General features: G+C 71.0%; 21 protein-coding genes and 1 pseudogene. 12 read left to right on the top strand and 10 right to left on the bottom strand.

All coding sequences use genetic code 11. The features are described 5' to 3' along the window. The first annotated feature begins 8 nt into the window (after positions 1 to 8). Positions 9 to 1,661: a lysine--tRNA ligase gene (gene lysS / locus H483_RS24740; protein WP_017835963.1), complete on the top strand. Its 1,653-nt coding sequence runs from the start codon at positions 9 to 11 to the stop codon at positions 1,659 to 1,661. Between the two features lie 103 nt (positions 1,662 to 1,764). Further along, positions 1,765 to 2,376, top strand: a complete 612-nt coding sequence (locus tag H483_RS24745; protein ID WP_017835964.1) for a L,D-transpeptidase — start codon at positions 1,765 to 1,767, stop codon at positions 2,374 to 2,376. Between the two features lie 17 nt (positions 2,377 to 2,393). Here H483_RS24745 and H483_RS24750 read toward each other — a convergent pair whose 3' ends face one another. The 3 genes from H483_RS24750 to hrpB form a co-directional block, all read right to left on the bottom strand. After that, positions 2,394 to 2,990 carry a hypothetical protein gene (locus H483_RS24750; RefSeq protein WP_017835965.1) on the bottom strand — a complete coding sequence of 199 codons (597 nt, stop codon included), beginning with the start codon at positions 2,988 to 2,990 and terminating at the stop codon, positions 2,394 to 2,396. Between the two features lie 106 nt (positions 2,991 to 3,096). Next, on the bottom strand, positions 3,097 to 3,633 hold the full coding sequence (locus H483_RS24755) for a hypothetical protein (RefSeq protein ID WP_017835966.1): 537 nt from the start codon (positions 3,631 to 3,633) through the stop codon (positions 3,097 to 3,099). Between the two features lie 112 nt (positions 3,634 to 3,745). After that, positions 3,746 to 6,331: an ATP-dependent helicase HrpB gene (gene hrpB / locus H483_RS24760; RefSeq protein ID WP_017835967.1), complete on the bottom strand. Its 2,586-nt coding sequence runs from the start codon at positions 6,329 to 6,331 to the stop codon at positions 3,746 to 3,748. Between the two features lie 218 nt (positions 6,332 to 6,549). On the opposite strand from hrpB, the gene H483_RS24765 reads away from it, so the two are divergent. After that, complete coding sequence (locus H483_RS24765; RefSeq protein ID WP_017835968.1) at positions 6,550 to 9,201, top strand: ATP-dependent Clp protease ATP-binding subunit; 2,652 nt, start codon at positions 6,550 to 6,552, stop codon at positions 9,199 to 9,201. 96 nt (positions 9,202 to 9,297) lie between these two features. Here H483_RS24765 and H483_RS24770 read toward each other — a convergent pair whose 3' ends face one another. Continuing rightward, a complete protein-coding gene (locus H483_RS24770; RefSeq protein WP_017835969.1) occupies positions 9,298 to 9,822 on the bottom strand; it encodes a flavin reductase family protein in 525 nt (174 codons plus the stop codon). 82 nt (positions 9,823 to 9,904) lie between these two features. After that, positions 9,905 to 11,080: an ROK family protein gene (locus H483_RS24775; RefSeq protein WP_031264606.1), complete on the bottom strand. Its 1,176-nt coding sequence runs from the start codon at positions 11,078 to 11,080 to the stop codon at positions 9,905 to 9,907. Positions 11,081 to 11,229: 149 nt separating this feature from the next. Between H483_RS24775 and H483_RS24780 the strand changes: the two genes are divergently transcribed. The 4 genes from H483_RS24780 to H483_RS24795 are packed head-to-tail and all read left to right on the top strand — an operon-like array spanning position 11,230 to position 15,176. After that, the gene (locus tag H483_RS24780) at positions 11,230 to 12,456 is read left to right on the top strand and encodes an LLM class flavin-dependent oxidoreductase (protein WP_017835971.1); all 1,227 of its coding nucleotides are present in this window, start codon (positions 11,230 to 11,232) and stop codon (positions 12,454 to 12,456) included. Between the two features lie 20 nt (positions 12,457 to 12,476). Further along, positions 12,477 to 13,343: an ABC transporter permease gene (locus H483_RS24785; protein WP_017835972.1), complete on the top strand. Its 867-nt coding sequence runs from the start codon at positions 12,477 to 12,479 to the stop codon at positions 13,341 to 13,343. Between the two features lie 16 nt (positions 13,344 to 13,359). Then, the gene (locus tag H483_RS24790) at positions 13,360 to 14,127 is read left to right on the top strand and encodes an ABC transporter ATP-binding protein (protein WP_042329036.1); all 768 of its coding nucleotides are present in this window, start codon (positions 13,360 to 13,362) and stop codon (positions 14,125 to 14,127) included. Then, positions 14,124 to 15,176, top strand: coding sequence for an ABC transporter substrate-binding protein (locus tag H483_RS24795; protein WP_017835974.1), 1,053 nt, complete (start codon positions 14,124 to 14,126; stop codon positions 15,174 to 15,176). The genes H483_RS24790 and H483_RS24795 overlap by 4 nt, the downstream gene beginning before the upstream one ends. 52 nt (positions 15,177 to 15,228) lie before the next feature. Here the strand turns inward: H483_RS24795 and H483_RS24800 are convergent, their stop codons facing one another. From H483_RS24800 to H483_RS24810, 3 genes are read right to left on the bottom strand one after another with little or no spacing between them, the layout of a single operon-like run. Then, positions 15,229 to 15,621, bottom strand: coding sequence for a DedA family protein (locus tag H483_RS24800; RefSeq protein WP_017835975.1), 393 nt, complete (start codon positions 15,619 to 15,621; stop codon positions 15,229 to 15,231). A 37-nt stretch (positions 15,622 to 15,658) separates the two neighbouring features. Beyond that, entirely contained in the window at positions 15,659 to 15,967 is a 309-nt protein-coding gene (locus tag H483_RS24805) for an antibiotic biosynthesis monooxygenase (RefSeq protein ID WP_017835976.1), read from the bottom strand. Positions 15,968 to 16,006: 39 nt separating this feature from the next. Then, positions 16,007 to 16,876, bottom strand: a complete 870-nt coding sequence (locus H483_RS24810) for an A/G-specific adenine glycosylase (protein WP_017835977.1) — start codon at positions 16,874 to 16,876, stop codon at positions 16,007 to 16,009. A gap of 38 nt (positions 16,877 to 16,914) precedes the next feature. Here H483_RS24810 and H483_RS24815 point away from each other — a divergent pair, with 38 nt between their 5' ends. Next, positions 16,915 to 17,568, top strand: coding sequence for a carbonic anhydrase (locus tag H483_RS24815; protein WP_017835978.1), 654 nt, complete (start codon positions 16,915 to 16,917; stop codon positions 17,566 to 17,568). A gap of 56 nt (positions 17,569 to 17,624) precedes the next feature. After that, complete coding sequence (locus tag H483_RS24820) at positions 17,625 to 18,275, top strand: hypothetical protein (protein ID WP_017835979.1); 651 nt, start codon at positions 17,625 to 17,627, stop codon at positions 18,273 to 18,275. Positions 18,276 to 18,334: 59 nt separating this feature from the next. Here H483_RS24820 and disA read toward each other — a convergent pair whose 3' ends face one another. Both disA and H483_RS24830 read right to left on the bottom strand, forming a co-directional pair. Then, positions 18,335 to 19,426 carry a DNA integrity scanning diadenylate cyclase DisA gene (gene disA / locus H483_RS24825; protein ID WP_042329058.1) on the bottom strand — a complete coding sequence of 364 codons (1,092 nt, stop codon included), beginning with the start codon at positions 19,424 to 19,426 and terminating at the stop codon, positions 18,335 to 18,337. Positions 19,427 to 19,436: 10 nt separating this feature from the next. Beyond that, complete coding sequence (locus tag H483_RS24830; RefSeq protein ID WP_017835981.1) at positions 19,437 to 20,000, bottom strand: hypothetical protein; 564 nt, start codon at positions 19,998 to 20,000, stop codon at positions 19,437 to 19,439. 197 nt (positions 20,001 to 20,197) lie between these two features. Between H483_RS24830 and H483_RS24835 the strand changes: the two genes are divergently transcribed. The 3 genes and pseudogenes from H483_RS24835 (at position 20,198) to ispF (ending at position 21,983) form a co-directional block, all read left to right on the top strand. Continuing rightward, entirely contained in the window at positions 20,198 to 20,692 is a 495-nt protein-coding gene (locus tag H483_RS24835) for a CarD family transcriptional regulator (RefSeq protein ID WP_017835982.1), read from the top strand. Between the two features lie 73 nt (positions 20,693 to 20,765). Continuing rightward, positions 20,766 to 21,449 (top strand): annotated as a pseudogene (gene ispD, locus H483_RS39995) (2-C-methyl-D-erythritol 4-phosphate cytidylyltransferase); the annotation flags it as partial. A gap of 51 nt (positions 21,450 to 21,500) precedes the next feature. Next, positions 21,501 to 21,983 carry a 2-C-methyl-D-erythritol 2,4-cyclodiphosphate synthase gene (ispF, locus tag H483_RS40000; RefSeq protein WP_238556233.1) on the top strand — a complete coding sequence of 161 codons (483 nt, stop codon included), beginning with the start codon at positions 21,501 to 21,503 and terminating at the stop codon, positions 21,981 to 21,983. Positions 21,984 to 22,014 lie beyond the last annotated feature (31 nt).

The raw sequence follows: 22,014 nt of genomic DNA on the forward strand, positions 1-22,014 counted from the left end.
CGACAGTCGTGACCGACACGACTCCCGCCGCGCCCGGGGCCGCCTCGACCGAGCCCGCTTCGACCGAGCCCGCCGACGACACCCCCGAGCAGTTGCGCATCCGTCGCGACAAGCGGCAGCGCATCCTCGACTCCGGCGTCGACGCCTATCCGGTCGGGGTCCCCCGCACGCACGGGCTCGTCGAGATCGCCTCGGATCCACGCTTCGTCGGACTCGAGCCGGGGGAGGAGACCGACGTCGTGGTCTCGGTCGCCGGCCGGGTCCTGTTCGTCCGAAACACCGGCAAGCTCTGCTTCGTCCGACTCCAGGACGGTGTGAGCCCCGAGGCGGACCTGTCGGTCCCGGCGGTCGAGGGCGAGCCCGATTCGTTCGCCCCGCAATTGCAGGCGATGCTCTCGCTCGCCAACGTGGGCGAGGAACGGCTCGAGGCGTGGAAGCAGGACGTGGACCTGGGTGATCACGTCTCGGTGACCGGCCGCGTGGTGCGCTCCAAGCGGGGCGAGCTGTCCGTCATGGCGGATTCGTGGGTGCTGGCGGCCAAGTCGCTCCGCCCGCTGCCGGTGGCGCACAAGGAGCTGAGCGAGGACACGCGTGTCCGCCAGCGCTACACCGACCTCATCATGCGAGACACGGCCCGGCGCAACGCCGTCACCCGCATCAAGGTCGTCCGGGCGCTGCGCGACGCGCTCGACCGGCGGGGATTCCTCGAGGTGGAGACCCCCATGTTGCAGACGCTGCACGGCGGCGCCGCCGCGCGGCCCTTCGTCACCCACTCCAACGCGCTGGACCTCGACCTGTACCTGCGCATCGCCCCCGAGCTCTACCTCAAGCGGTGCGTGGTGGGTGGGATCGAGCGGGTCTTCGAGATCAACCGGAACTTCCGGAACGAGGGCGTGGACTCCTCGCACAGTCCCGAGTTCGCGATGCTCGAGACCTACCAGGCCTACGGGGACTACAACACCTCCGCCACCATGATCCGCGAGGTCATCCAGGAGGTGGCGCTCGAAGTCTTCGGTTCCACGACCGTGACCCTGGCCGACGGCACCGAATACGACCTCGGCGGGCAGTGGCGCGAGATGCGGATGTACCCCTCGCTCAACGAGGCGCTGCGCGCCACGCACCCCGAGCTGGTGTCCGGTGACGACGACGAGGACATCGTCACGGTCGACTCGACGGTCGCCGAACTGACCGAGTTGGCCGGCGGGGTCGGGCTCGAGGTCCCCAGTGGCAGGGGGTGGCTGCACGGCAAACTCGTCGAGGAGCTGTGGGAGCACCTGTGCGGTGACCAGCTCGAGGGGCCGGTGTTCGTCCGCGATTTCCCGGTGGAGACCTCGCCCCTGACCCGCGACCACCGCACCGATCGCGGGGTCACGGAGAAGTGGGACCTTTACGTCCGTGGATTCGAGCTGGCGACCGGGTATTCGGAGCTCGTCGATCCGGTGATCCAGCGTCGCCGGTTCGAGGACCAGGCACGGCTCGCCGCGGCCGGTGACGACGAGGCGATGGTCCTGGACGAGGACTTCCTGGCGGCCATGGAGCAGGGGATGCCGCCCACCACCGGGCTGGGAATGGGTATCGACCGCCTGCTCATGGCGCTCACCGGGCTGGGGATCAGGGAGACGATCCTGTTCCCGATGGTCAAGCCGCTGCCGCGCGACTGAGGTGGCGCGGGCCCGGGTCCTGCGGTGGGCACCGGTGCGGGTCGAGACCCGAACGTGACTCCAGACGCCTGTCGAGGTGGCCGCCCCCGGAGATAATCACGGCATGAGAAGCACACTGTCGCGGCTGGCGATCGGTCTGGTGGCGGGGCTCGTCGCGGTGGGGACCGCGACGCCCGCCGCGTCGGCCCAGCCGGCGCTCCCGGTCGAAGTCCAACAGGTGGTCGATCAGGCCGCGGCCGGCTCAGCGCAGGTCGACGCGGACCTGCGCACCGCCGCCGGCGGCCTGTTGGAGTCGGCGGGGATCACCCCGCCGCCCGGATTCGTGCCCCCTCCACCGGCACCACCGCCGCCGCCGGACCCCACCCCGCAGAGTCCGTGCCCGCGCACGGCCGCCGCGTGCGTGGACCTCGACGGGAACCGGACCTGGCTGCAGTCCGGGGAGCGGCTGAGCTACGGGCCGGTACGGATGTCCCATGGACGGGCCGGATGGGAGACCCCTCGGGGGACGTACCAGGTCACCCGCAAGGTCCGCCACGAGGTCAGTCGTCTGTTCGACAATGCCCCGATGCCGTTCGCGGTGTACTTCGTGGGCGGGATCGCGTTCCACGAGGGGGACCCGGCCCACCTGTCGCACGGGTGCATCCGGATGGACCGGCCCGCAGCCGAGACCTACTTCGAGAGGCTGCAGGTCGGGGACACGGTCGTGGTGTTCTGACGACCGCGAAATCCGTCTCAGGAGCCCTGGGGGTCCTTGAACATGCGGGCTTCGGCCCGGTCCGGGAGGAGGTACTCGGCGGACTTGGCCGCCAGTACCGATCCGGCGATGACCAGGATGAAGCCGACGGCGGCGACGAACGGCCCGTAGGTGACGGAGGTGCCGTCTGGGAGTCCCGCCAGCATCGGATCGGCGGTGTCGGTCGAGTTGAACAGCACCCAGACGAAGATCAGATGGGCGATCAGCACCAGCGTCGCGAGAACCGCGTTGGCGGCAGCGAAGAATCCCAGTCGGGTGAACACGGTGACGGCCACCAGAACCAACAGCACGAGCAGGCCCAGGAAGTTCAGGGGCGCCATCGCGCGGAGGTCCAGCACCTCGGTGAGGTCGAGCGCGGTGATGCCCCCGCCGGTCGCTGTGGACAGCCAGGGGAGGTACAGGCTGAGAAGGGCGAGTGCCAGACCCGCGACCGCGATGAGTCCGCCGACGCGGCTGCGCAGAAGGGGGACGATCTTGCCGCCCCGCGTGGTCGCCGCCGGGGGCGGTGTCTGGGGGGTGGACCCTGTCTGGGAGGTGGGCGGCGTGGAGGAGGTGGGCGTTGTCTGTGCGGCCATGGCGTGCCCCTTAGTCGGACCGGAGTCTCCGAAGTGAGATAGGTCACATAATAGGTGGGTTTGTCCGCTCGTGCCACACCGGTGCGCGTCCGCCGGTGGGCGTCTGTCACTCTCGACGCGAGAGGGGATCGCTGGCGTACCTCGCCGACCGGGCAGCCCACGCTGAGGCGGCGGCGACCACCACGAACCCGGACGCCGCGACATAGGGCCCGAAGGTCACCGTGGCGTTGGCGGGCAGTCCCGACAGTGCCCGCGTCGTCGATCCCGTGGACAGGATGAGGGTCCAGACAAAGGCGAGGTGGCCCGCGAGCACTCCTACCGCCATCACCGCCGCCGCCACGGCGAACGCCCCGAGTCGGGTGAGCGCGGTCACCGTCACGAGCAGGGCAAGGACGATCAACCCGAGGAACAGCACCGGGGCGACACTGCGGACGTCGATGATCTCGGTGATGCCCAGGCCGGAGATCCGCTCGCCACCAGCGGACAACCACGGCAGAAAGAGGCTGAGCAGCGATACGGCCAGGCCGGCGAACGCCGTCAGGGCCCCGATCCGGTTCCGGACGCGCGGGATCCTCTTGGTGCGTGCGGGTGTCCTGGTCGGGAGGGGCGCACGGTGGGGTGAGGGTGGTGTGTACGGTGGCATGGCGATCACCCTCCGGGCGGAGTCGGATGGCGCAGGTGCGTCCCGTCCCATGGTAGAGGCCGGCCCGGACCGGGACCGTGCCGAAACGCACCCCGTTACGGGACCGGAATCGTCAGCGCCGGCGGTTGGTCCGGCGAGTGGGCTCCGCGACCAACGGATCCTCCGGCCAGGGATGCCGGGGATAGCGGCCCCGCATCTCCGCCCGCACTCCGGGATAGGCCTCGCGCCAGAAGAACTCCAGGTCGCGGGACACCCCGAGTGGCCGGCCGGCGGGGGAGAGCAGGTGGACCGTCACGGGTACCCGTCCGTCGCAGATCCGGGGTGAGGAGGTCCACCCGAAGCACTCCTGCAGCTTGACCGCCAGTACGGGGGACGCGTCGGATCCGGGTTCCGGGTAGTCGACGCGGTAGGAGGACGAACTGGGCACCTGCAGGCGATCGGGCACGAGCTCGTCGAACCGGGTTGCCTCCGGCCACGGGAGCAGTCGCCGCAGCGCGGCGCCGACATCGCGCCCCGCCAGCGTGCCACCTCGCGTCAGGGCCTCGATCTCCGGCCCGAGCCACTCCGAGAGGCGTTCAGCGAGTGCCTCGGTGGCCACGTCGGGCCAGGGGGGCCCGAGTTCCCGCCGGGCGAGCGCGAGCCGGTGCCACAGCCGTCGTGCGTCGTCGTCGGGTCCGAGCGCGTCGAGGCCACCTGATCGGATGGCGTCCGCGACCGCCGTCGCGGCGGCCTCGGGGCCCGGACGCACGGGGGTGACGGAGAGTTCGATCGCGCCGAGCCGTCGGATCCCTCTGGCCGTCACCGCGCCGCCCGAGAAGCGGGCCGTCTCGTCGTCGTCGAGTAGCCCCGACGCCGCGCTCTCGGCTCCCGCCCGGCTCAGTGGGGCCGCCGAACGGATCACGGCTCCTGCGTCCCCGGCGGTGCGCCCCGAGGCGCGGGCGACCTCGGCCACCGCGAGCCACTCGTGGCCGGCGAGGGCGGACCCCGCCGGGAGTACCGCGCCGGTGCCCGACGCGAACGTGTACTGCCCGCCCCGGCGGCGCGCGACCCGATCGGGGTGCGCCAGGGCCACGACCAGGCCGGCCGCCTCCTCGAGCGGGACCCCGTCCTCACCGCCACCGGTGTTCTTGCCGCCACCGGTACGGACGAGCCGTTCCAGGCGGCGGGCCTCGAGCTCCCAGGTCCGGTTGTCCGCGGTTCGGCGGCCGCGCAGCGCCCGCAGGTCCGCCACCAGGTCACCCGTCGGCGAGCGGCGGCCCGACGCCAGCAGCGCCACCACCTCCGCGGCCGTCGCGCGGCCCACCACAGGGGCGCCGTCGAGTAGCGCGCGGGCGTGACGCGGGTCCGCGGGGATCCGGGCCAGGTCACGCCCGCGGCCGGTGGCCCGGCCCAGCGCATCGAGCGCGCCCAGTCCCTGCAGCACCGCCTGCGCGCGACGGATCTCCCCCGACGGCGGGGGGTCGGTCAGCGCCAGGCCCTCGCCGCGGGGGGCGCCCCAGCAGGCGACGTCCAGGGCGAAGGACGTCAGGTCGGAGGTGGCGATCGCCGGGGTGCGGTGCGGGGCCAACCGTGCGAAGTCGTCCTCGGACAGGCAGCGCACCGCGATCCCCGGGCCGAGACGGGCCGCGCGACCCGAGCGCTGCACGCAGGAGTCGCGGGAAGCCGAGACGGTGACGAGGCCGGTCATGTCGCGGGCGGTGTCCCTGCGGGGTTCGCGGTTCAGGCACGCGTCCACCACCACCCGCACCCCGGGAACGGTGAGCGAGGACTCCGCCAGGTCGGTCGCGACCACGATCCGGGGCGGTGGGGCGGACCCGCCCTGACTATGCGGACCACCGCGGCCGGATCCCGAGACCACCCGGTCCTGCTCGGCGGCGTCGAGACCACCGTGCAGCGGCAGGATCTCGGCGCGCCCGCCCAGTCGCGCGGTGAGCGACCGCACCACCCGCTCGATCTCCCGCACCCCGGGGAGGAAGACGAGGGTGTCCGAGCCGCTCGCGGCCACCTCCTCGGCCGTGATGCCCGCGACGTGTTCGAGGAAGCCGTCGGTCACGCCCCGGGCGTCGAGGCGGGGAACGGGCGACGGACGGTAGTGGATGTCGAGGGGATGCAGGACGGCGGGGAGGTCGATCACCGGCGCCGCCCCGGTGGCGCCCGCTCCCGTGTCCTCCAGCAGGCGGGCGATGCGGCCGGAGTCGAGGGTCGCGGACATCGCCACCACCGGCAGGTCGTCGCGGAGCTGGCGTACCTCGCACAACAGGGCCAGCGCAAGGTCGGACTCGACGTCCCGCTCGTGGATCTCGTCGAGCACCACCGCTCCCGTCCCGGACAGGTCCGGGTCGGCGATCAGCCTCCTCACCAGCACGCCCGGGGTCACGAACTCCACGAGTGTGTCCCGGCCGACCCGCGTGTCCCCCCGTACGGAGTACCCCACCAGGCTGCCGACCGGCGTTCCGGACAGCGCCGCCAGTCGCCGCGCCGCCGAGCGGGCGGCCACCCGCCGGGGCTGGGTGACGACGACCCGTCCCGCGATCCCGTCCGCCGAGGCGACCGCCGGTGGTGCGAGCGTGGTCTTTCCCGTCCCGGGTGGAGCCTGGACCACCGCGGTACCCGTCGAGGCGAGCGCGTCAAGCAGGGCCGGGAGCGCGTCGGTGAAGGGCAGGCCGCGGCCGATCCGTTCCAGATCGAACGGGCTCATCACCCGGTCCCGCCCGACGCCACCATGTCCCCGAGGGTAGATGTCCGCTGCGTCCCGCACGGATTCGGCGGCGTTCGCTGACGGCGTACACGTATCCGCAATGATTCCCCGACCTGCCGCGTTGAACCCTGGTGACGGGCCGACTGCCACTCCTGTGGCTCCGGGCGTCAGACCGGGCCACTACAGTGGTGAACACCCGAGGAATGTGAGGTAGCACGATGTTCGAACGGTTTACCGACCGCGCGCGTCGCGTCGTCGTCCTGGCCCAGGAAGAGGCCCGGATGCTCAACCACAATTACATCGGCACCGAGCACATTCTGCTTGGTCTCATCCACGAGGGCGAGGGAGTAGCCGCCAAGGCGCTCGAGTCCCTGGGGATCTCGCTGGAAGCGGTGCGGAGTCAGGTCGAGGAGATCATCGGCCAGGGCCAGCAGGCGCCCAGCGGGCACATCCCGTTCACGCCGCGGGCCAAGAAGGTCCTCGAGTTGAGCCTGCGCGAGGCGCTGCAGCTCGGCCACAACTACATCGGGACCGAGCACATCCTGCTCGGACTCATCCGCGAGGGTGAGGGAGTGGCCGCGCAGGTGCTGGTCAAGCTCGGAGCGGACCTCACCCGGGTCCGTCAGCAGGTCATCCAGCTGCTCTCCGGCTACCAGGGCAAGGAGGCGGAGTCCACGGGCGCGCCGGCGGGGACCGGCGGTCGCGAGTCCGGTACGCCGTCGTCCTCGACGGTCCTGGACCAGTTCGGTCGCAACCTCACGCAGGCCGCCATGGAGGGCAAGCTCGACCCGGTGGTCGGCCGCGCCAAGGAGGTCGAGCGCATCATGCAGGTGCTCTCCCGGCGCACCAAGAACAACCCGGTGCTCATCGGGGAGCCCGGCGTGGGCAAGACCGCGGTCGTCGAGGGCCTGGCGCAGGCCATCGTCAACAACGAGGTCCCCGAGACCCTCAAGGACAAGCAGGTCTACTCGCTCGATCTGGGGTCGCTGGTGGCCGGGTCCCGCTACCGCGGTGATTTCGAGGAGCGCCTGAAGAAGGTGCTCAAGGAGATCAACCAGCGGGGCGACATCATCCTGTTCATCGACGAGATCCACACGCTCGTCGGCGCGGGTGCCGCCGAGGGCGCGATCGACGCGGCGTCGATCCTCAAGCCCAAGCTGGCCCGCGGTGAGCTGCAGACCATCGGCGCCACCACGCTCGAGGAGTACCGCAAGCACATCGAGAAGGACGCGGCGCTCGAGCGTCGTTTCCAGCCGGTGCAGGTCCCCGAGCCCAGCGTCGAGTTGTCCATCGAGATCCTCAAGGGTCTGCGGGACCGTTACGAGGCGCACCACCGCGTCACCATCACGGACGCCGCCCTGGCCGCGGCGGCCCAGCTGGCGGACAGGTACATCAACGACCGCTTCCTGCCGGACAAGGCGATCGACCTCATCGACGAGGCCGGCGCCCGCATGCGGATCAAGCGGATGACCGCTCCGCCGGACCTCCGGGAGTTCGACGAGAAGATCGCCGAGGCCCGGCGCGAGAAGGAGTCCGCGATCGACGCGCAGGACTTCGAGAAGGCAGCTGGTCTGCGCGACACGGAGAAGAAGCTCATCGCCGAGCGCTCGGAGCGTGAGAAGCAGTGGCGTGCGGGCGACATGGACGTGGCCGCGGTGGTCGACGAGGAGCAGATCGCCGAGGTGCTGGGCAACTGGACCGGGATCCCCGTGTTCAAGCTCACCGAGGAGGAGACCACGCGTCTGCTCCGCATGGAGGACGAGCTGCACAAGCGGATCATCGGTCAGGAGGACGCCATCAAGGCGGTCTCCCGGGCCATCCGCCGCACGCGAGCCGGTCTCAAGGACCCCAAGCGCCCGTCGGGGTCGTTCATCTTCGCCGGCCCGTCCGGTGTCGGTAAGACCGAGCTCTCCAAGGCGCTGGCCAACTTCCTGTTCGGCGAGGACGATGCGCTCATCCAGATCGACATGGGGGAGTTCCACGACCGCTTCACCGCCTCCCGCCTGTTCGGCGCACCTCCCGGGTACGTCGGATACGAGGAGGGTGGCCAGCTGACGGAGAAGGTCCGGCGCAAGCCGTTCTCGGTGGTCCTGTTCGACGAGATCGAGAAGGCCCACTCCGAGATCTACAACACGCTCCTGCAGGTGTTGGAGGACGGCCGTCTCACTGACGGGCAGGGTCGCATGGTGGACTTCAAGAACACCGTGCTGATCTTCACCTCCAACCTCGGCACGAGGGACATCTCCAAGGCTGTCGGGATGGGCTTCCAGTCCGCCGACAACACCGAGGACGCCTACGACCGGATGAAGCAGAAGGTCAACGACGAGCTCAAGAAGCACTTCCGGCCCGAGTTCCTCAACCGTATCGACGAGATCGTGGTGTTCCACCAGCTCACCAAGGACCAGATCGTCGAGATGGTCGACCTGATGCTCAGCCGTGTGGGCGTGGCGCTCAAGGCCAAGGACATGACCATCGAGGTCACGGACCGGGCCAAGGAGCTCCTGGCCAAGCGGGGCTTCGACCCGGTTCTGGGTGCGCGGCCGCTGCGTCGCACCATCCAGCGCGAGATCGAGGACACGCTCTCGGAGAAGATCCTGTTCGGCGAGGTCGCGGCCGGCGAGCTGATCACGGTCGACGTCGAGGGCTGGGACGGCGAGTCCGATCAGACGGAGAACGCCAGGTTCACCTTCACCGGGGTCCCGCGGCCGGACGCCGCCGAGTCCCGCGAGGGTGAGGAGATCACCGCGAGTGTCGCTCCGACCGGCGAGGCCGGACCGGGGGACTCGCTTCCGCCGAGCTCGGGTGGCTTCGGTGGTGGTGCCCCCGGTGGCTCCTCGGGTAGTGGTGGGGCGGCCCCCGCCACCACCTAGGCCGAAGGCGCCGTACCAACGAGGCGGCCCCCGCTCAGATGGGCGGGGGCCGCCTCGTCGTCAGTCGTGTTGTCGGCCCCGGGGGGCGTCCCGCCGTCAGTCGCGGGCCGTCGGCACGGCCCACAGGCCACCGTCGACCACCACGAGTGGATCACTCGGCTCGTCGTCGTCGAACCATGCGTCCAGCAGACGCGCGATCACCAGGACGTGGTCGCCCGCAGGCACGAGACGGTCCAGTGCGACCCGCAGTCGCGCCCGCCCGCCGTGGAGGAGAGGTTCGCCGGTCTCGGCCCGGGTCCACAGAGAGTGGTCGGCGAACCTCTGTGTCGCGGGCCCCGAGAACCTCAGCGCCAGGTGCCGGTCGGATTCCCCCAGCAGGTGGATCACCGCGGTGCGGGCGTCGAGCACCGCGGCCAGGCTGGACGAGGAGATCCCGACGTTGAAGCTCACCAGGGCCGGTTCGGACGACAGACTGGACGGCGACGACGCGGTGAACCCCACCGGGCCGTCGGCGCCGTCGAGGGTGATGATCGTGACCCCGGCGGGATGCAGACGCATCGCCCGGCGGTGGGTCTCCGCCGAGACGCTCTGGCGGTCGGAGGACAGGCTTCGTTCGGTCATGTCTGAAGTCTGGAGGCTCGTGCTACGGATGTCGAACGTTCTGGTCGCGGTGACGCGAAGTGCTGATGCCACAGGCACCACGTCAGGACACCGACAACAACCTGGCAGGCAGCGCGCTCGTGGGGTCCGCGGAGATGGCGTCGAGAGCCACCGCCATGGCCGCCAACTGCTGGATCCGCCCTCCCGCCGTCGACACCCTCAGTTCGGGTGCTTCTCCCGGCAAGGGGGTCTCCCGTGAGGCTCTCAGTACGGGGCCCAGGTATCGCGGATGGTCGGTGAAGGCCTGACCGCAGAGCACCACCGAATCAGGGCGGGTGATGGTCGAGAGCAGCCCCACCAGGCGGCCGAGTGCCGTGGCCCGCTCGACGAGGATCGCCTCGGCCATCGGATCGCCGTGTGCGCGTGCGGCGAGTTCCGCCACCGACCCGACGACGATGCCGCGGGCGGCCGCGGCGCGGACCAGTCCGGAATCGCCCACCACGTCCGTGAGGCCGCCTCCGCGGTCGTCGAGATACGTCGTGGGGCCCACGGGCAGGTGCGCCAGTTCGGCCGAGCCGGCGCGCGGCAGGTGCACGGCGCCGTCGATCACCAGGGCGGAGCCGAGATGCTCGCGGGCGTAGACGACGAGCGTCGTCCCGGTGTGTGTCTCATGCCCCACGAGGAGTTCCGCCGCGGCCATGGCCTCGACGTGCGGGGCCACGGAGAACGGCACCCCGAGCCGATCTGCGAACAGCTCGGTCACCGGGACGTCCCGCCACCCCAGCAAGTCTTGGTCGATCCTGCCCGGGGAGGTGATCCTCGCCGCCGTGGCCACACCACCCCAGACGAGCCGACGTCCACGGTGGCCGTCGAGAAGACGGAACGCGATCGCGGACAGCTCGTCCGCGATCTGCTCCGGATCCCGGCCCGGGGTGGGGATCGCGAACTCGGACAGGATCCGGCAGGCGAGGTCACTGATCGCCACGACGCAGCGGCTGAGGCCGATGTGGACAGCCACCACCACCGGCCCGCCCGGATCAATCTCGACAGGGATGCTCGGTCGACCCACGGAACCGTCGTGCATGAGTTCCGGTCGCTCCCGGATGACTCCTGCGGACAGCAGCGCCGCCGTGGCGCGGCCGACCGTCGCCACCGACAAGCCCGTGGACACCGCCACCTCCGGGCGGGTGACGGGCCCCCGGAACCGGATCGTGCGCATGACCCGGGCCGCGCTCACGTCGGACAAGCGCAGGACAGGGGCGACTGATCGGGTGGTCATGACGAGCAGGGTAACACAGGCTATAGACTGATCTGTCTACTGCGGTTATCGGAATCGATCCTCGTGATGTGAATTGTGGCTCCACGCCACCGCCCGGTCCCACGATGAGTCGGTCCGAAGTCCGATCCCAGACTCCCCAGGAGCCGTCAGTGGCCACCGACCCCACCAGTCCCCGTGCCGACCAGGCCTACCAGGCCGACCAGGCCGACCAGGCCGACCAGGCCAAGACCCACTTCCACTGGTTCCTGCCCACCTACGGGGACTCGCGCAACCTCGTCGCCGGGGGGCACGGCACGTTCATGTCGGGGGACCGTCCGGCGACGCTGTCGTACCTGCGGCAGATCGTCGCGGCGGCCGAGCACAACGGGTTCGAGTCGCTTCTCACGCCGACCGGCGCATGGTGCGAGGACGCCCTCATCACCAGCGCTCTGCTCGCCGAGTCGAGCGACCGCATCAAGTTCCTCGTCGCGCTGCGCCCGGGCCTCATGAGCCCCACACTCGCCGCGCAGATGGCGGCCACCTTCCAGTGGCAGACCGGAGGACGACTGCTCCTCAACGTGGTCACCGGAGGCGAGTCGCGGGAGCAACGCGCCTACGGGGACTTTCTGGACAAGGAGGCGAGATACGCCCGAGCCGACGAATTCCTCGACATCGTGCGGGGACTGTGGCGCTCCGGGGAGGCGCTGACCTACAGGGGCGACCACCTCGCCGTCGTCGACTCCGTCCTGGCCCGGCGGCCCGACCCTGCGCCGCCGATCTTCTTCGGCGGTTCCTCCGCGGCCGGGATCCGTGTCGCGGCGCGCCACGCCGACACGTACCTGACCTGGGGAGAACCGCCAGCCGCGGTCGCCGAGAAGCTCGACCGGGTCCGGGGCGCCGCGGCCGCTCACGGGCGGAGCCCGTCGTTCGGGATCCGGCTGCACGTGATCTCCCGGGACACCTCGGAGCAGGCGTGGGCGGAGGCGGATCGACTCCTGGCGGGGATCGACCCCGCGGACGTCGCGCGCGTCCAGGCCTCTCTGGCCGCCAGTGAGTCCGAGGGGCAACGCCGCATGCTCGATCTCCACGGCGGCCGGACCGACTCCCTGGAGATCTCACCCAACCTGTGGGCCGGTGTCGGACTGGTCCGCGGGGGCGCGGGGACCGCGCTCGTCGGCTCCCACGAGGAGGTCGCCGACCGGATCGCCGAGTACGCGGCGCTCGGGCTCAGCCACTTCGTCCTGTCCGGATACCCGCATCTCGAGGAGTCGTACCACTTCGGAGAGGGAGTGCTGCCCGTCCTGGCCCGACGCGGGCTGTGGTCCACCGGTGAGCGCCGCCGGGAGACGGTGTCGGTCCCGTTCGCCACGGCCGAACCCGCGGTCGCCCGCGGGTGAGTGCAGGAGGAGAGACCACCATGACCACCGTTCTCACCGCGTCGTCCGCCGGGACCCCGGCCGCGCCGGCGGGCCCGACCCGGCACGAACCGACCCCGGGCCGAGGCCGCCGCCGCCGCGTCGCGAGGCGCAGCCGACCGCGTCGAGCCACCACCTGGCTGCGTTGGCTCAGTCCCGTCGTGCTGATCCTGATCTGGCAGGTCGCCGGCGCCACCGGCGTCCTGCCGGAGCGTATTCTTCCCGCCCCGCAGCTGATCGCCTCGTCGGCGCTGGAGCTCATCGCCTCCGGCGAACTCGCAGAGGCGCTGGCGGTCTCGGGCGTCCGCGTGGCCCAGGGGTTCGTCCTGGGGGCCGTGGCCGGACTGGTCCTCGGGGTGATCGTCGGGACCTCGCGGGTCGCGGACGCCCTCGTCGACCCCCCGCTGCAGATGCTTCGCGCGCTTCCCCACCTCGGGCTGATCCCGCTGTTCATCCTGTGGTTCGGCATCGGCGAGACGCCCAAGGTGCTCCTCATCGCACTCGGGGTGGTCTTCCCCATCTACCTCAACACCGCCTCGGGGTTGCGGCAGGTGGATCCCAGGCTGCAGGACATGGCGACGGTCTTCGGATTCAGCCGACGCCAGCGACTGACGGAGGTGATCCTGCCGTCGATCGCGCCCCAGGTCCTGGTAGGTGTGCGGCAGTCGCTCGCGATCGCCTGGTTGACCCTCATCGTGGCCGAGCAGCTCAACGCGACCAACGGCATCGGCTACCTGATCATGAACGCCCGCGACTACTTCCGGATCGACGTGATCATCGTCGGCCTGGTCGTGTACGCGCTGCTGGGGATCCTCACCGACGCTCTCGTGCGCGTCGCCGAGGCCCGCGCACTGCGCCACTACCGATGACCACCGCGCAGCGCACATGAGAACCACCCAGCGATCAGGAGCCCCAGCAATGTCCACCACCCTCGCCCCCGCGGGCGCGCTCCGCGGTGTCACCCGCAGCTTCGGGGACACCGCCGTTCTCCGGAATCTCGACCTCACCATCCCCCGCGGCGAGATCGTCGCCCTGCTCGGTCGGAGTGGCAGCGGGAAGTCGACCGCGCTACGCATACTGGCCGGACTGGACCGGGATCTCGAGTCAGGCGACGTCCATATCGACGGCCCTCCGGCGGTCGTGTTCCAGGATTCCCGGCTGCTGCCCTGGCGGACCGTGGCCCAGAACGTCCGGCACGGCCTCAACAGGGTCGAGGTCGGGCGCGCCGAGAAGTCGGACCGGGTCACCGAGATCCTCGCCGAGGTGGGCCTGGAGGGCCGGGAGGGTGCCTACCCCGGAGAACTCTCCGGCGGCCAGGCGCAGCGGACCTCGCTCGCCCGGGCGCTCGTCGCGGAGCCCGCGTTGCTGCTCCTCGACGAGCCCTTCGGCGCGCTCGACGCCCTCACCCGGCGGACCATGCACCGACTCCTGCTGAGACTGTGGGCCCACCACGGCCTCGGGGTCCTGCTGGTGACGCACGACGTCGACGAGGCGGTGTCACTGGCCGACCGGGTGCACGTCCTGGACGACGGCGTCGTCGGCCACACCGAGACCATCGACCTGCCCCGCGGTGGGGGCGAGACGGGCCACCACCGACGGCTTCTCCTCGACGCGCTGGGCGTCGACCACACAGACGAGGACTATTCGATATGACCACCACCCTCTCGCCGATCCACCGCCGATCCGCGTTCCCGGCCGTTCTGCTGGCGCTGTCGTTGATCGTGCTCCTCGTCGGAGCCGGGTGCGCCACGAGGGATTCCGAGGCCTCGGTCCCGGTGCCCGATCGTGTCGATCTCGAGGACCTGTCCGATCTCGTTCTGCGCGTGGGGGACCAGAAGGGCGGCACGCAGGCCTTGCTCACCGCGGCGGGAGAGCTCGATGATCTCCCCTACGAGATCGAGTTCTCCACGTTCACCTCCGGGCCGCCCCAGGTGGAGGCGCTCAACGCGGGGCAGATCGACCTGGCCGTCACGGGTAACACCCCGCCGGTCTTCGGGGCGGCCGCGGGGGCGCGGGCGTCCATCGTCTCGGCCTACGCCAACGGGGGTGAGGGGGACCGGATCCTCGTCCCCGGTGACTCTCCCGTGCGGTCCGTGGCGGACCTCGCGGGACGCAAGGTGCTGGTGGCCAAGGGCACCTCGGCGCACGGGCATCTCCTGCTGCAACTCCGCGGGGCAGGGCTCTCGCCGGACTCCGTCGAGATGGTCTTTCTCCAGCCGGCCGAGGCGGGGTCCGCCTTCGCGCGCGGTGACGCCGACGCGTGGGCCATCTGGGATCCGTACACGGCCATCACGCAGACCACCACCGACGCCCGGACCATCGCGACGGCGGCGGAGGCGTCCAACGGTTTCTGGTTCGGGCTCGCCTCCCACGACGCACTCGCGGACGCGCGGCGTCAGACCGCGATCGCGGATCTCCTTGTCCGGCTCGCCCAGGCGGGGACCTGGACGGTCGAGAACCCGGCGCAGTGGGCCGAGTTCTACGGGGAGGCCGTGGGACTGACCCCGGAGGCCGCCGACCTCTCGCAGGGTCGCAGTACCCGCAGGCCTGTGTCTCTCGCGGACACGGTGGAGCGCGAGCAGCAGCTCGCCGACGTGTTCACCGAGGACGGACAGATCGACCCCGTGGACATCGAGGGCCTTGTCGACGACAGGTACGCGGACGTGCTCGGGCCGGTGGTCGGGCCCGTCCCCGGGCGGTAGTGGCCCGTTCGGATGATCGGGTCGGTCCGGACGGTCGACTTGTCCCGTCGGGTCAGGAGGTGACCCCGGACCAGAGCGTGGTGATCGCGTTCCACCCCACCATGCCCACGGTGGAGTAGAGCAGTGCCCACAGCACGCAGCCGACGGCCACGGCGGGAAGGTACCGGGTCAGCGGCATGCGGGTGAACCCGGCGGAGAAGTTGATCGCCGTCTGCACACCCACGGTGAGGAACGACAGGGGTACCGCGAACAAGCCGTAGCGTGCGGACAGCCGCTGCGCACGCTGCATGTGTCGACCCTCCAGGTGACGTGCGGCCCGGTCGCTCAGCCTGCCGCCGCTCAGCGCGCCCCGGCCCAGCCAGTAGGTGGCGTTGGCGCGCAGCATCACGATGACGAAGAGCAGGCCGAAGGCGATCGGATACGGCTGTTCCGAGATCCGGTCCACGTGGGATGTGGGGGTGCGCCGGTCGAGGTGCCGGGGGTCAGGCGGACGGTGCGACGTCCAGCACGACGTCGAACTCGAGGAGGGTGGCTCCCTCGGCGACGGGCTTGCCGTGCTGGCCGGCGTGGGCGGTCCGGGCGTCGCCGTCGCGCCAGGCGGCGAAGGACGCCTCGTCCTCCCAGGTGGTCACCACGAAGTAGCGGTCCTCGCCGGCGGTGGGCCGCAGCAGTTGGAATCCGAGGAAGCCGGGGGAGTTCTCCACGGTGTGGGCGCGCTCGGCGAAGCGACGCTCCAGTTCGGGACCGGCCTGGCTCGGTACGGACAGGGCATTGATCTTGACGACGGCCATGTAGGTGAGCCTACGCTTCGTCGCGGCGTCGACGGTCGGTCAGCCCGGCAGCGAGTACACATCTCCGGTCCTCACCATCAACCCGTCGGCCACGAGCGAGTCGAGGGCGCGTCCGCGCTGGGCAGGATCGGGCCACACCGCGTCGAGGCGGTCCCGTCCCGCCGTGCCGTCGCCGTCGCGCAGGACGTCGAGGAGCAGTCCGCGAACCTGGCGATCGGTTCCGGCAAAGGTCTGGGTCCGGCGCCGTGGACCGTCCCATTCGGGTCTGCCGGCGGCCAGCCATGCGCACGACGGGGCGAGCGGGCAGTCCTCGCACCGCGGCGACCGGGCCGTGCAGACCAACGCGCCGAGCTCCATCAGGGCCACGGAGAAGGCCACCGCCCGTTCACGGCCCGCCGGCAGCAGGGCGTCGACCGCCGAGAGGTCCCGACGGGTGGACGGCGGCCCCGCCTCGGCCGCCCCTCCCACCGCCCGGGCGACGACCCGTCGCACGTTGGTGTCGACCACCGGGACGCGTTGGCCGTGGGCGAAGCACGCCACCGCGCGGGCGGTGTAGTCACCGACCCCGGGGAGGCCGAGCAGTTCGTCGACGTCGGTGGGGACCTCACCGCCGTGCTGTTCGACGACGACGAGTGCGCACTCCCGCAGACGGAGTGCGCGGCGTGGGTAGCCGAGTTTGCCCCACATCCGGATGACCTCGGCGGTCGGCGCCGCGGCGAGCTCGGCCGGGCCGGGCCACTTCTCGAGCCACGCCCGCCAGACGGGCTCTACGCGGGCCACGGGGGTCTGCTGGCTCATGATCTCGCAGAGCAGGATCTCCCACGCACTCACGTCCGGCCCGCGCCAGGGCAGCGGGCGCCCGGCGCGGTCGAACCAGGACAGCAGGGCAGGGGTGTCGACGGCAGTCACCGCGCACCCGTCAGGTACCGGTGTGCACAATATGAGTCATGCCTCATACCGATCCCATCAAGGCCTGGGCCTCCCTCCGTGACGGTAACCATCGATTCGTCGAGGGCGAGATGCGTCATCCCGGTCAGAATACCGAGCACCGCCAGACCCTCGTCGCCGCGCAGCACCCCAAGGCCGTGCTCTTCGGGTGCTCGGACTCCCGGGTCGCCGCGGAGATCATCTTCGACCAGGGACTCGGGGACCTCTTCGTGATCCGCACCGCGGGCCACATCAGCGACTCGGCGGTGCTCGGGTCGATCGAGTACGCGGTCCACGTTCTCGAGACCCCGTTGATCGTGGTGCTCGGCCACGACAGCTGCGGCGCCGTCAAGGCCACGGTCGACGCGCTCAACACCGGGGAGATCCCGCCCGGTTTCCTGCGGGACGTGGTCGAGAAGGTCTCGCCCTCGATCCTCAACGGGCGCCGCGAGGGACTCACCGCGATCGACGATTTCGAGGCCCGCCACGTCCTCGAGACCGGCGAACTGCTCAAGCAGCGGTCCAAGATCATCAGCGACCGGATCGACGAGGGGAGGTTGGCCATCGTCGGCGTCACCTACAAGCTCTCCGACGGCCACGCGTACCTGCGCAGCGTGTTGGGGGATGTCGACGACACCCCCCACGGCCCGGGTGAGGAGATGATCGCGGTCTAGGGACACGCCGCGGGGGGGATCGGGTGCGACGCCACCCCGGCTCTAGAGTTGGGCGCGTGCACGAACCCCAGGGCTCCCTCCCGCGCGAAGTCTATGTGCGTCGCCGCGTCGCCGCGGTCGCCATCGCGGTCGTCGCGGTCCTGGCCGTGGTTCTGGCGCTCTTCCTCGCCTCCAGGGACAGCGGGACGGACACCCAGGACTCCGCGGCTGGCGGCGACGTCGACTCGGCCGAGGCGGCCACCACCTCGGAGACCACGACCACGCAGACGACCACCCGGGACGACGGCGGAGCCTCGCGGGGCCGGTGCGCGGACGAGGATCTGAGCCTGGAGGTCTGGTCCGCCGAGCCCAACGTCCCGGTGGGGCAGGATGTCCGGTTCTTCGTCAACATCCTCAACACCTCGGACACCACGTGCGACCGCGACCTCTCGGAGGCGCCGCTGTCCTTCGAGGTCTACCGTCTGGACACCAACGTCAAGGTGTGGTCGAGCATCGACTGCACCACCCCTCGTGAGGACGACGAGGTGGAGCTCCGCCCCGGTGAGCCCGAGCCCCGCCAGATCGACTGGACCGGCCGCCGTTCCGCGGAGGGCGCCTGCACGGAGGCGGACCGGACCCCCGTCGAGGTCGGGGCCTACCAGGTGTACGCCCTGGTCGGGAACGTCTTCAGCCCGGCGGCCACGTTCAACGTGGTCGAGGGGGACTGACCCCGGGCTGCGGGCCCCTCTGACCCTGCGACGACACCGGCCCTAGAACGACACCAGCCCTAGGACACAAGGCCGGTGAGCCACTGACGAAGGTGCCTGGCCCAGAGGGCTCCGACGCCCTCCACATCCGCGAAGTCGGTCTGTTCGGCGGCGAGCAGTGCCGACACCGAGCCGAATCGTTCCACCAGGGCCGAGATCTGCACGGGCCGGAGCCTGGGGATGTGGGCGAGCATCCGGTGCCCACGCGCGGTGACGTGCTCGTCCAGGTCCTCGGGCTCCGCGGGAAGGCCGAGGCAGCGCGCGACGGGGCCGGGCAGGAGGAGATCGGCGTCGCTCAGCGCCGCCAGTCGCTCGAGCCCGGTCGCCACCTGCTCGGCGGTGGGGGCCGTGCTCCCTCCCGCGGGATCCACCGCGACGTGGTCGGCGACCAGGCCCCACAGCTCGTCCGGGGTGTCGGCCAGCAACTCCTCGAGCTGGAGCGTGGTCTGGCGCCCGTACTCGCCCATCTCCACGGCGAGCTCGGCGAGTTCGGCACCCAGACGGTCCAACCGGACCAGTCGTTGGGCCATCGTGACGACGTCGCGGACGGACGCGTACCCGCCGAGCTCCGCGCGGTCGAGCCGGTCGCGTGCCCGGGCGGTGCGGGCACCGTGTCGCTCCATGGTGGCCACCGTCTGGTCCGCGCGGGCCAGCAGGACCACGGGGTCGGCCAGGACGCGGGCCTGCCCGCCCGCGTAGACGGTCACGGTCGTCATCGAGGCGGAGACCGCCACCGACGGGACACCCGTGTGCAGTGCGGTTCGTTCGGCCGCGCGGTGCCGGGTCCCGGTCTCGACCGCCGGCAGGGTGGGATCGGGCACGAGGTGGACGTTGGCGTGGGTGATGCGCTCACCGTCCGAGGACAGGACCACGGCTCCGTCCATCTTGCTCAGCTCGCGCAGCCTGGCCGGGGTGAACTCCACGTCCAGCGTGACGCCGCCGTCGCAGATCTCCCGGACGGCGGGGTCGTCGCCCCGCACGATGAGACCACCGGTGCCGCTGCGCCGGATGCGGTCCAGTGCCTCACGCAGCGGGGTGCCGGGGGACAGGCGCCGGAGGACGGCCCGGACGGGTGCGTCGACGGGGGTCCCGTCCGAGGCGCGGGGGGCCAGGGCGGACGTCTCAGTGCCCGTCTGAGTGGATCTCGACCGGGCGGGTGTACTCGTCGCTGGGCGGGACCTCGGCGATGACTGCGGCGGCCATCTCGATCTGGTCGCCGTTGGAGAAGGACACGGTGGCGGGCACGGAGGTCCCGATCCGGAGGTCGTCGGAGTCCGGCAGCGTGGCGGTGCTGCGCTCGACACAGAGGTCGTCGCGCGGGGGGACGGGCTCGACGTCGGCCGCCGGCGAGACGATCAGGGAGCATCCGCGTTCGAGCGGCTGAGTCTCGCCGAGGTCCGCCTGGGTCCCGTCGATCTCGATCCGGTCGAGGGAGATCGACTCGCCCATGCCGGTCCCGGTGAAGGAGGCGGCGAACCCGAGACGCGCCTCGCCCTCCTCGGGGAGCACCACCACGAGATCGTTGACGTGGAGCTCACCCGCGGACCCCTGCCCGCCGTCCACCGCGGCGACCTGGTTGGCCGTCTGGGAGACCTGTCCGGCGCCACACGCGGACAAACCGACGGCGGTACCCACGGCCAGGACTACGAGCGCGGTGCGGCGCAGGCCGGTGTTCGGTGAAGTCACGTCAGGCTCCTCGGGGGATGGTCGTTCTCAGGCCGGTCTCATCGTAGTCCACGCCTGGTCGTGACCGGCGCCAGAGTGCGCTCCCGGCACCCCCCGGATGCGGCGCCCGGGCCGTACGGGTTTCTGACCTGCGCAAACGGAAAACCCCAGCACTGAGGGCGTGCTAAGATGTCTCAGTCGAAAGGGGAAAGCCACTCATGGAGTTCAAGGTCGGCGACACTGTCGTCTACCCGCATCACGGCGCCGCGAGCATTCAGGCGATCGAGATGCGGACGGTCAAGGGCACCGAGAAGGAATACCTCGTCCTCAAGGTTTCACAGGGTGATCTCACGGTCCGGGTTCCGGCCGAGAACGCCGAGTACGTGGGCGTTCGTGACGTTGTCGACGAGGCGGGGCTCGACAAGGTCTTCGACGTCCTACGCACCGAGCACGCCGAGGAGCCGACCAACTGGTCCCGCCGCTACAAGGCGAACGGCGAGAAGCTGGCGTCGGGGGACGTGAACAAGGTCGCCGAGGTCGTGCGCGATCTGTGGCGTCGTGACCTGGACCGTGGACTGTCCGCCGGAGAGAAGCGGATGCTCGCCAAGGCACGGCAGGTCCTGGTGGGCGAACTCGCGTTGGCCGACCGCGCCGACGAGCACCGCGCCGACGAGCTCCTCGAGCAGGTCCTGTCCGCCGCCACCCCCGCCTGACGCGTCCGCAGGGGTGACTCGATTCACGGAGGCGCCCGGAGCGGGCAGTGGCCACCCCGCCCCCCCGGGCAGGGTGGCCGCCGTCGTTCCCGCTGCGGGCTCCGGGCTACGCCTGGGAGCCGGGATCCCCAAGGCATTCGTCGAGCTGTCGGGCCGGACCATGCTCGAGCGGGCCGTCGCCGGTCTGCTGGCCAGCGGCGCCGTCGACGACGTGGTGGTGGTGGTCCCGGCAGACCGGGTCGCGGAGTCGGAGGCGCTGCTCGCACCCCTCCGGTCCGGCGAGCACCTCGTCGTCGTCGCGGTGGGTGGGCCGCAACGGACCGACTCGGTCCGTAACGGTCTGGCGGCCCTCACCGCCACCCTCGAGGGGTCCGGGTCGCCGGTCCACGACGTCGTCCTGGTCCACGACGCGGCACGCTGCCTGACCCCGGCCGCTCCGATCCTGCGGGTGGTGGAGGCGGTCCGATCGGGAGAGGGCGCGGTGGTCCCCGTCCTCCCCGTGGTCGACACCGTCAAGCAGGTCGACGCCGCCGGTTACGTGGTGGGCACGCCCGATCGCGGCGCCCTCCGAGCCGTCCAGACGCCGCAGAGTTTCGCGCCCGACGTGTTGCTGGCGGCCTACGACGCGGCCGGCGACGTGGCCACCGACGACGCCGGCCTGGTGGAGCGGCTGGGGCGGAAGGTGGCGACAGTGGAGGGCGATCCGCTCGCCTTCAAGATCACCACCGCGTCGGACCACGCCCGCGCCCTGGAGGAACTCCGCGACCAGCACGGGTTCCACGCACTTCAGAACCCGGAGGACACACCCGTGACCGAGCCCGTGATCCCTCGCGTCGGTATCGGCACCGACGCCCATCAGGTCCAACCCGGCAAGAAATGCATGATGGCCTGCCTGCATTTCCCCGACGACGACGGGTGCGAGGGCCACTCCGACGGTGACGTGGTGGCCCACTCCCTGGTCGACGCGCTGTTGTCCGCCGCCGGTCTCGGTGACCTCGGAACCCTGGTCGGCACCGGCCGCCCCGAGTACGACGACGTCTCCGGCGAGCGGCTCCTGCGTGAAGCGGTGGCCCATCTCACCGGTCAGGGGTGGACGATCGGAAACGCCGCTGTGCAGATGGTCGGCAACCGGCCCAAGATGGGCCCTCGACGGCTCGAGGCCCAGGACACGCTCTCGGCGATCATCGGCGCCCCGGTGTCCGTCTCGGCCACCACGACCGACGGGATGGGTTTCACCGGTCGTGGCGAGGGGGTCTCCGCGGTGGCGACGGCTCTGGTGTTCCGGAGCTGACGAAGCGGGCGCGAGGAGGCCTCACCGGTAG

The organism is Dietzia sp. UCD-THP (assembly GCF_000349585.1).
Lineage (GTDB): Bacteria > Actinomycetota > Actinomycetes > Mycobacteriales > Mycobacteriaceae > Dietzia > Dietzia natronolimnaea_A.

Coding starts and splice junctions, on each gene's coding strand:
- H483_RS24745 (WP_017835964.1), top strand. CDS start 1,765: ATGAGAAGCACACTGTCGCGGCTGGCGATCGGTCTGGTGGCGGGGCTC.
- H483_RS24750 (WP_017835965.1), bottom strand. CDS start 2,990: ATGGCCGCACAGACAACGCCCACCTCCTCCACGCCGCCCACCTCCCAG.
- H483_RS24755 (WP_017835966.1), bottom strand. CDS start 3,633: ATGCCACCGTACACACCACCCTCACCCCACCGTGCGCCCCTCCCGACC.
- hrpB (WP_017835967.1), bottom strand. CDS start 6,331: ATGAGCCCGTTCGATCTGGAACGGATCGGCCGCGGCCTGCCCTTCACC.
- H483_RS24765 (WP_017835968.1), top strand. CDS start 6,550: ATGTTCGAACGGTTTACCGACCGCGCGCGTCGCGTCGTCGTCCTGGCC.
- H483_RS24770 (WP_017835969.1), bottom strand. CDS start 9,822: ATGACCGAACGAAGCCTGTCCTCCGACCGCCAGAGCGTCTCGGCGGAG.
- H483_RS24775 (WP_031264606.1), bottom strand. CDS start 11,080: ATGACCACCCGATCAGTCGCCCCTGTCCTGCGCTTGTCCGACGTGAGC.
- H483_RS24785 (WP_017835972.1), top strand. CDS start 12,477: ATGACCACCGTTCTCACCGCGTCGTCCGCCGGGACCCCGGCCGCGCCG.
- H483_RS24790 (WP_042329036.1), top strand. CDS start 13,360: ATGAGAACCACCCAGCGATCAGGAGCCCCAGCAATGTCCACCACCCTC.
- H483_RS24795 (WP_017835974.1), top strand. CDS start 14,124: ATGACCACCACCCTCTCGCCGATCCACCGCCGATCCGCGTTCCCGGCC.
- H483_RS24805 (WP_017835976.1), bottom strand. CDS start 15,967: ATGGCCGTCGTCAAGATCAATGCCCTGTCCGTACCGAGCCAGGCCGGT.
- H483_RS24815 (WP_017835978.1), top strand. CDS start 16,915: ATGCCTCATACCGATCCCATCAAGGCCTGGGCCTCCCTCCGTGACGGT.
- H483_RS24835 (WP_017835982.1), top strand. CDS start 20,198: ATGGAGTTCAAGGTCGGCGACACTGTCGTCTACCCGCATCACGGCGCC.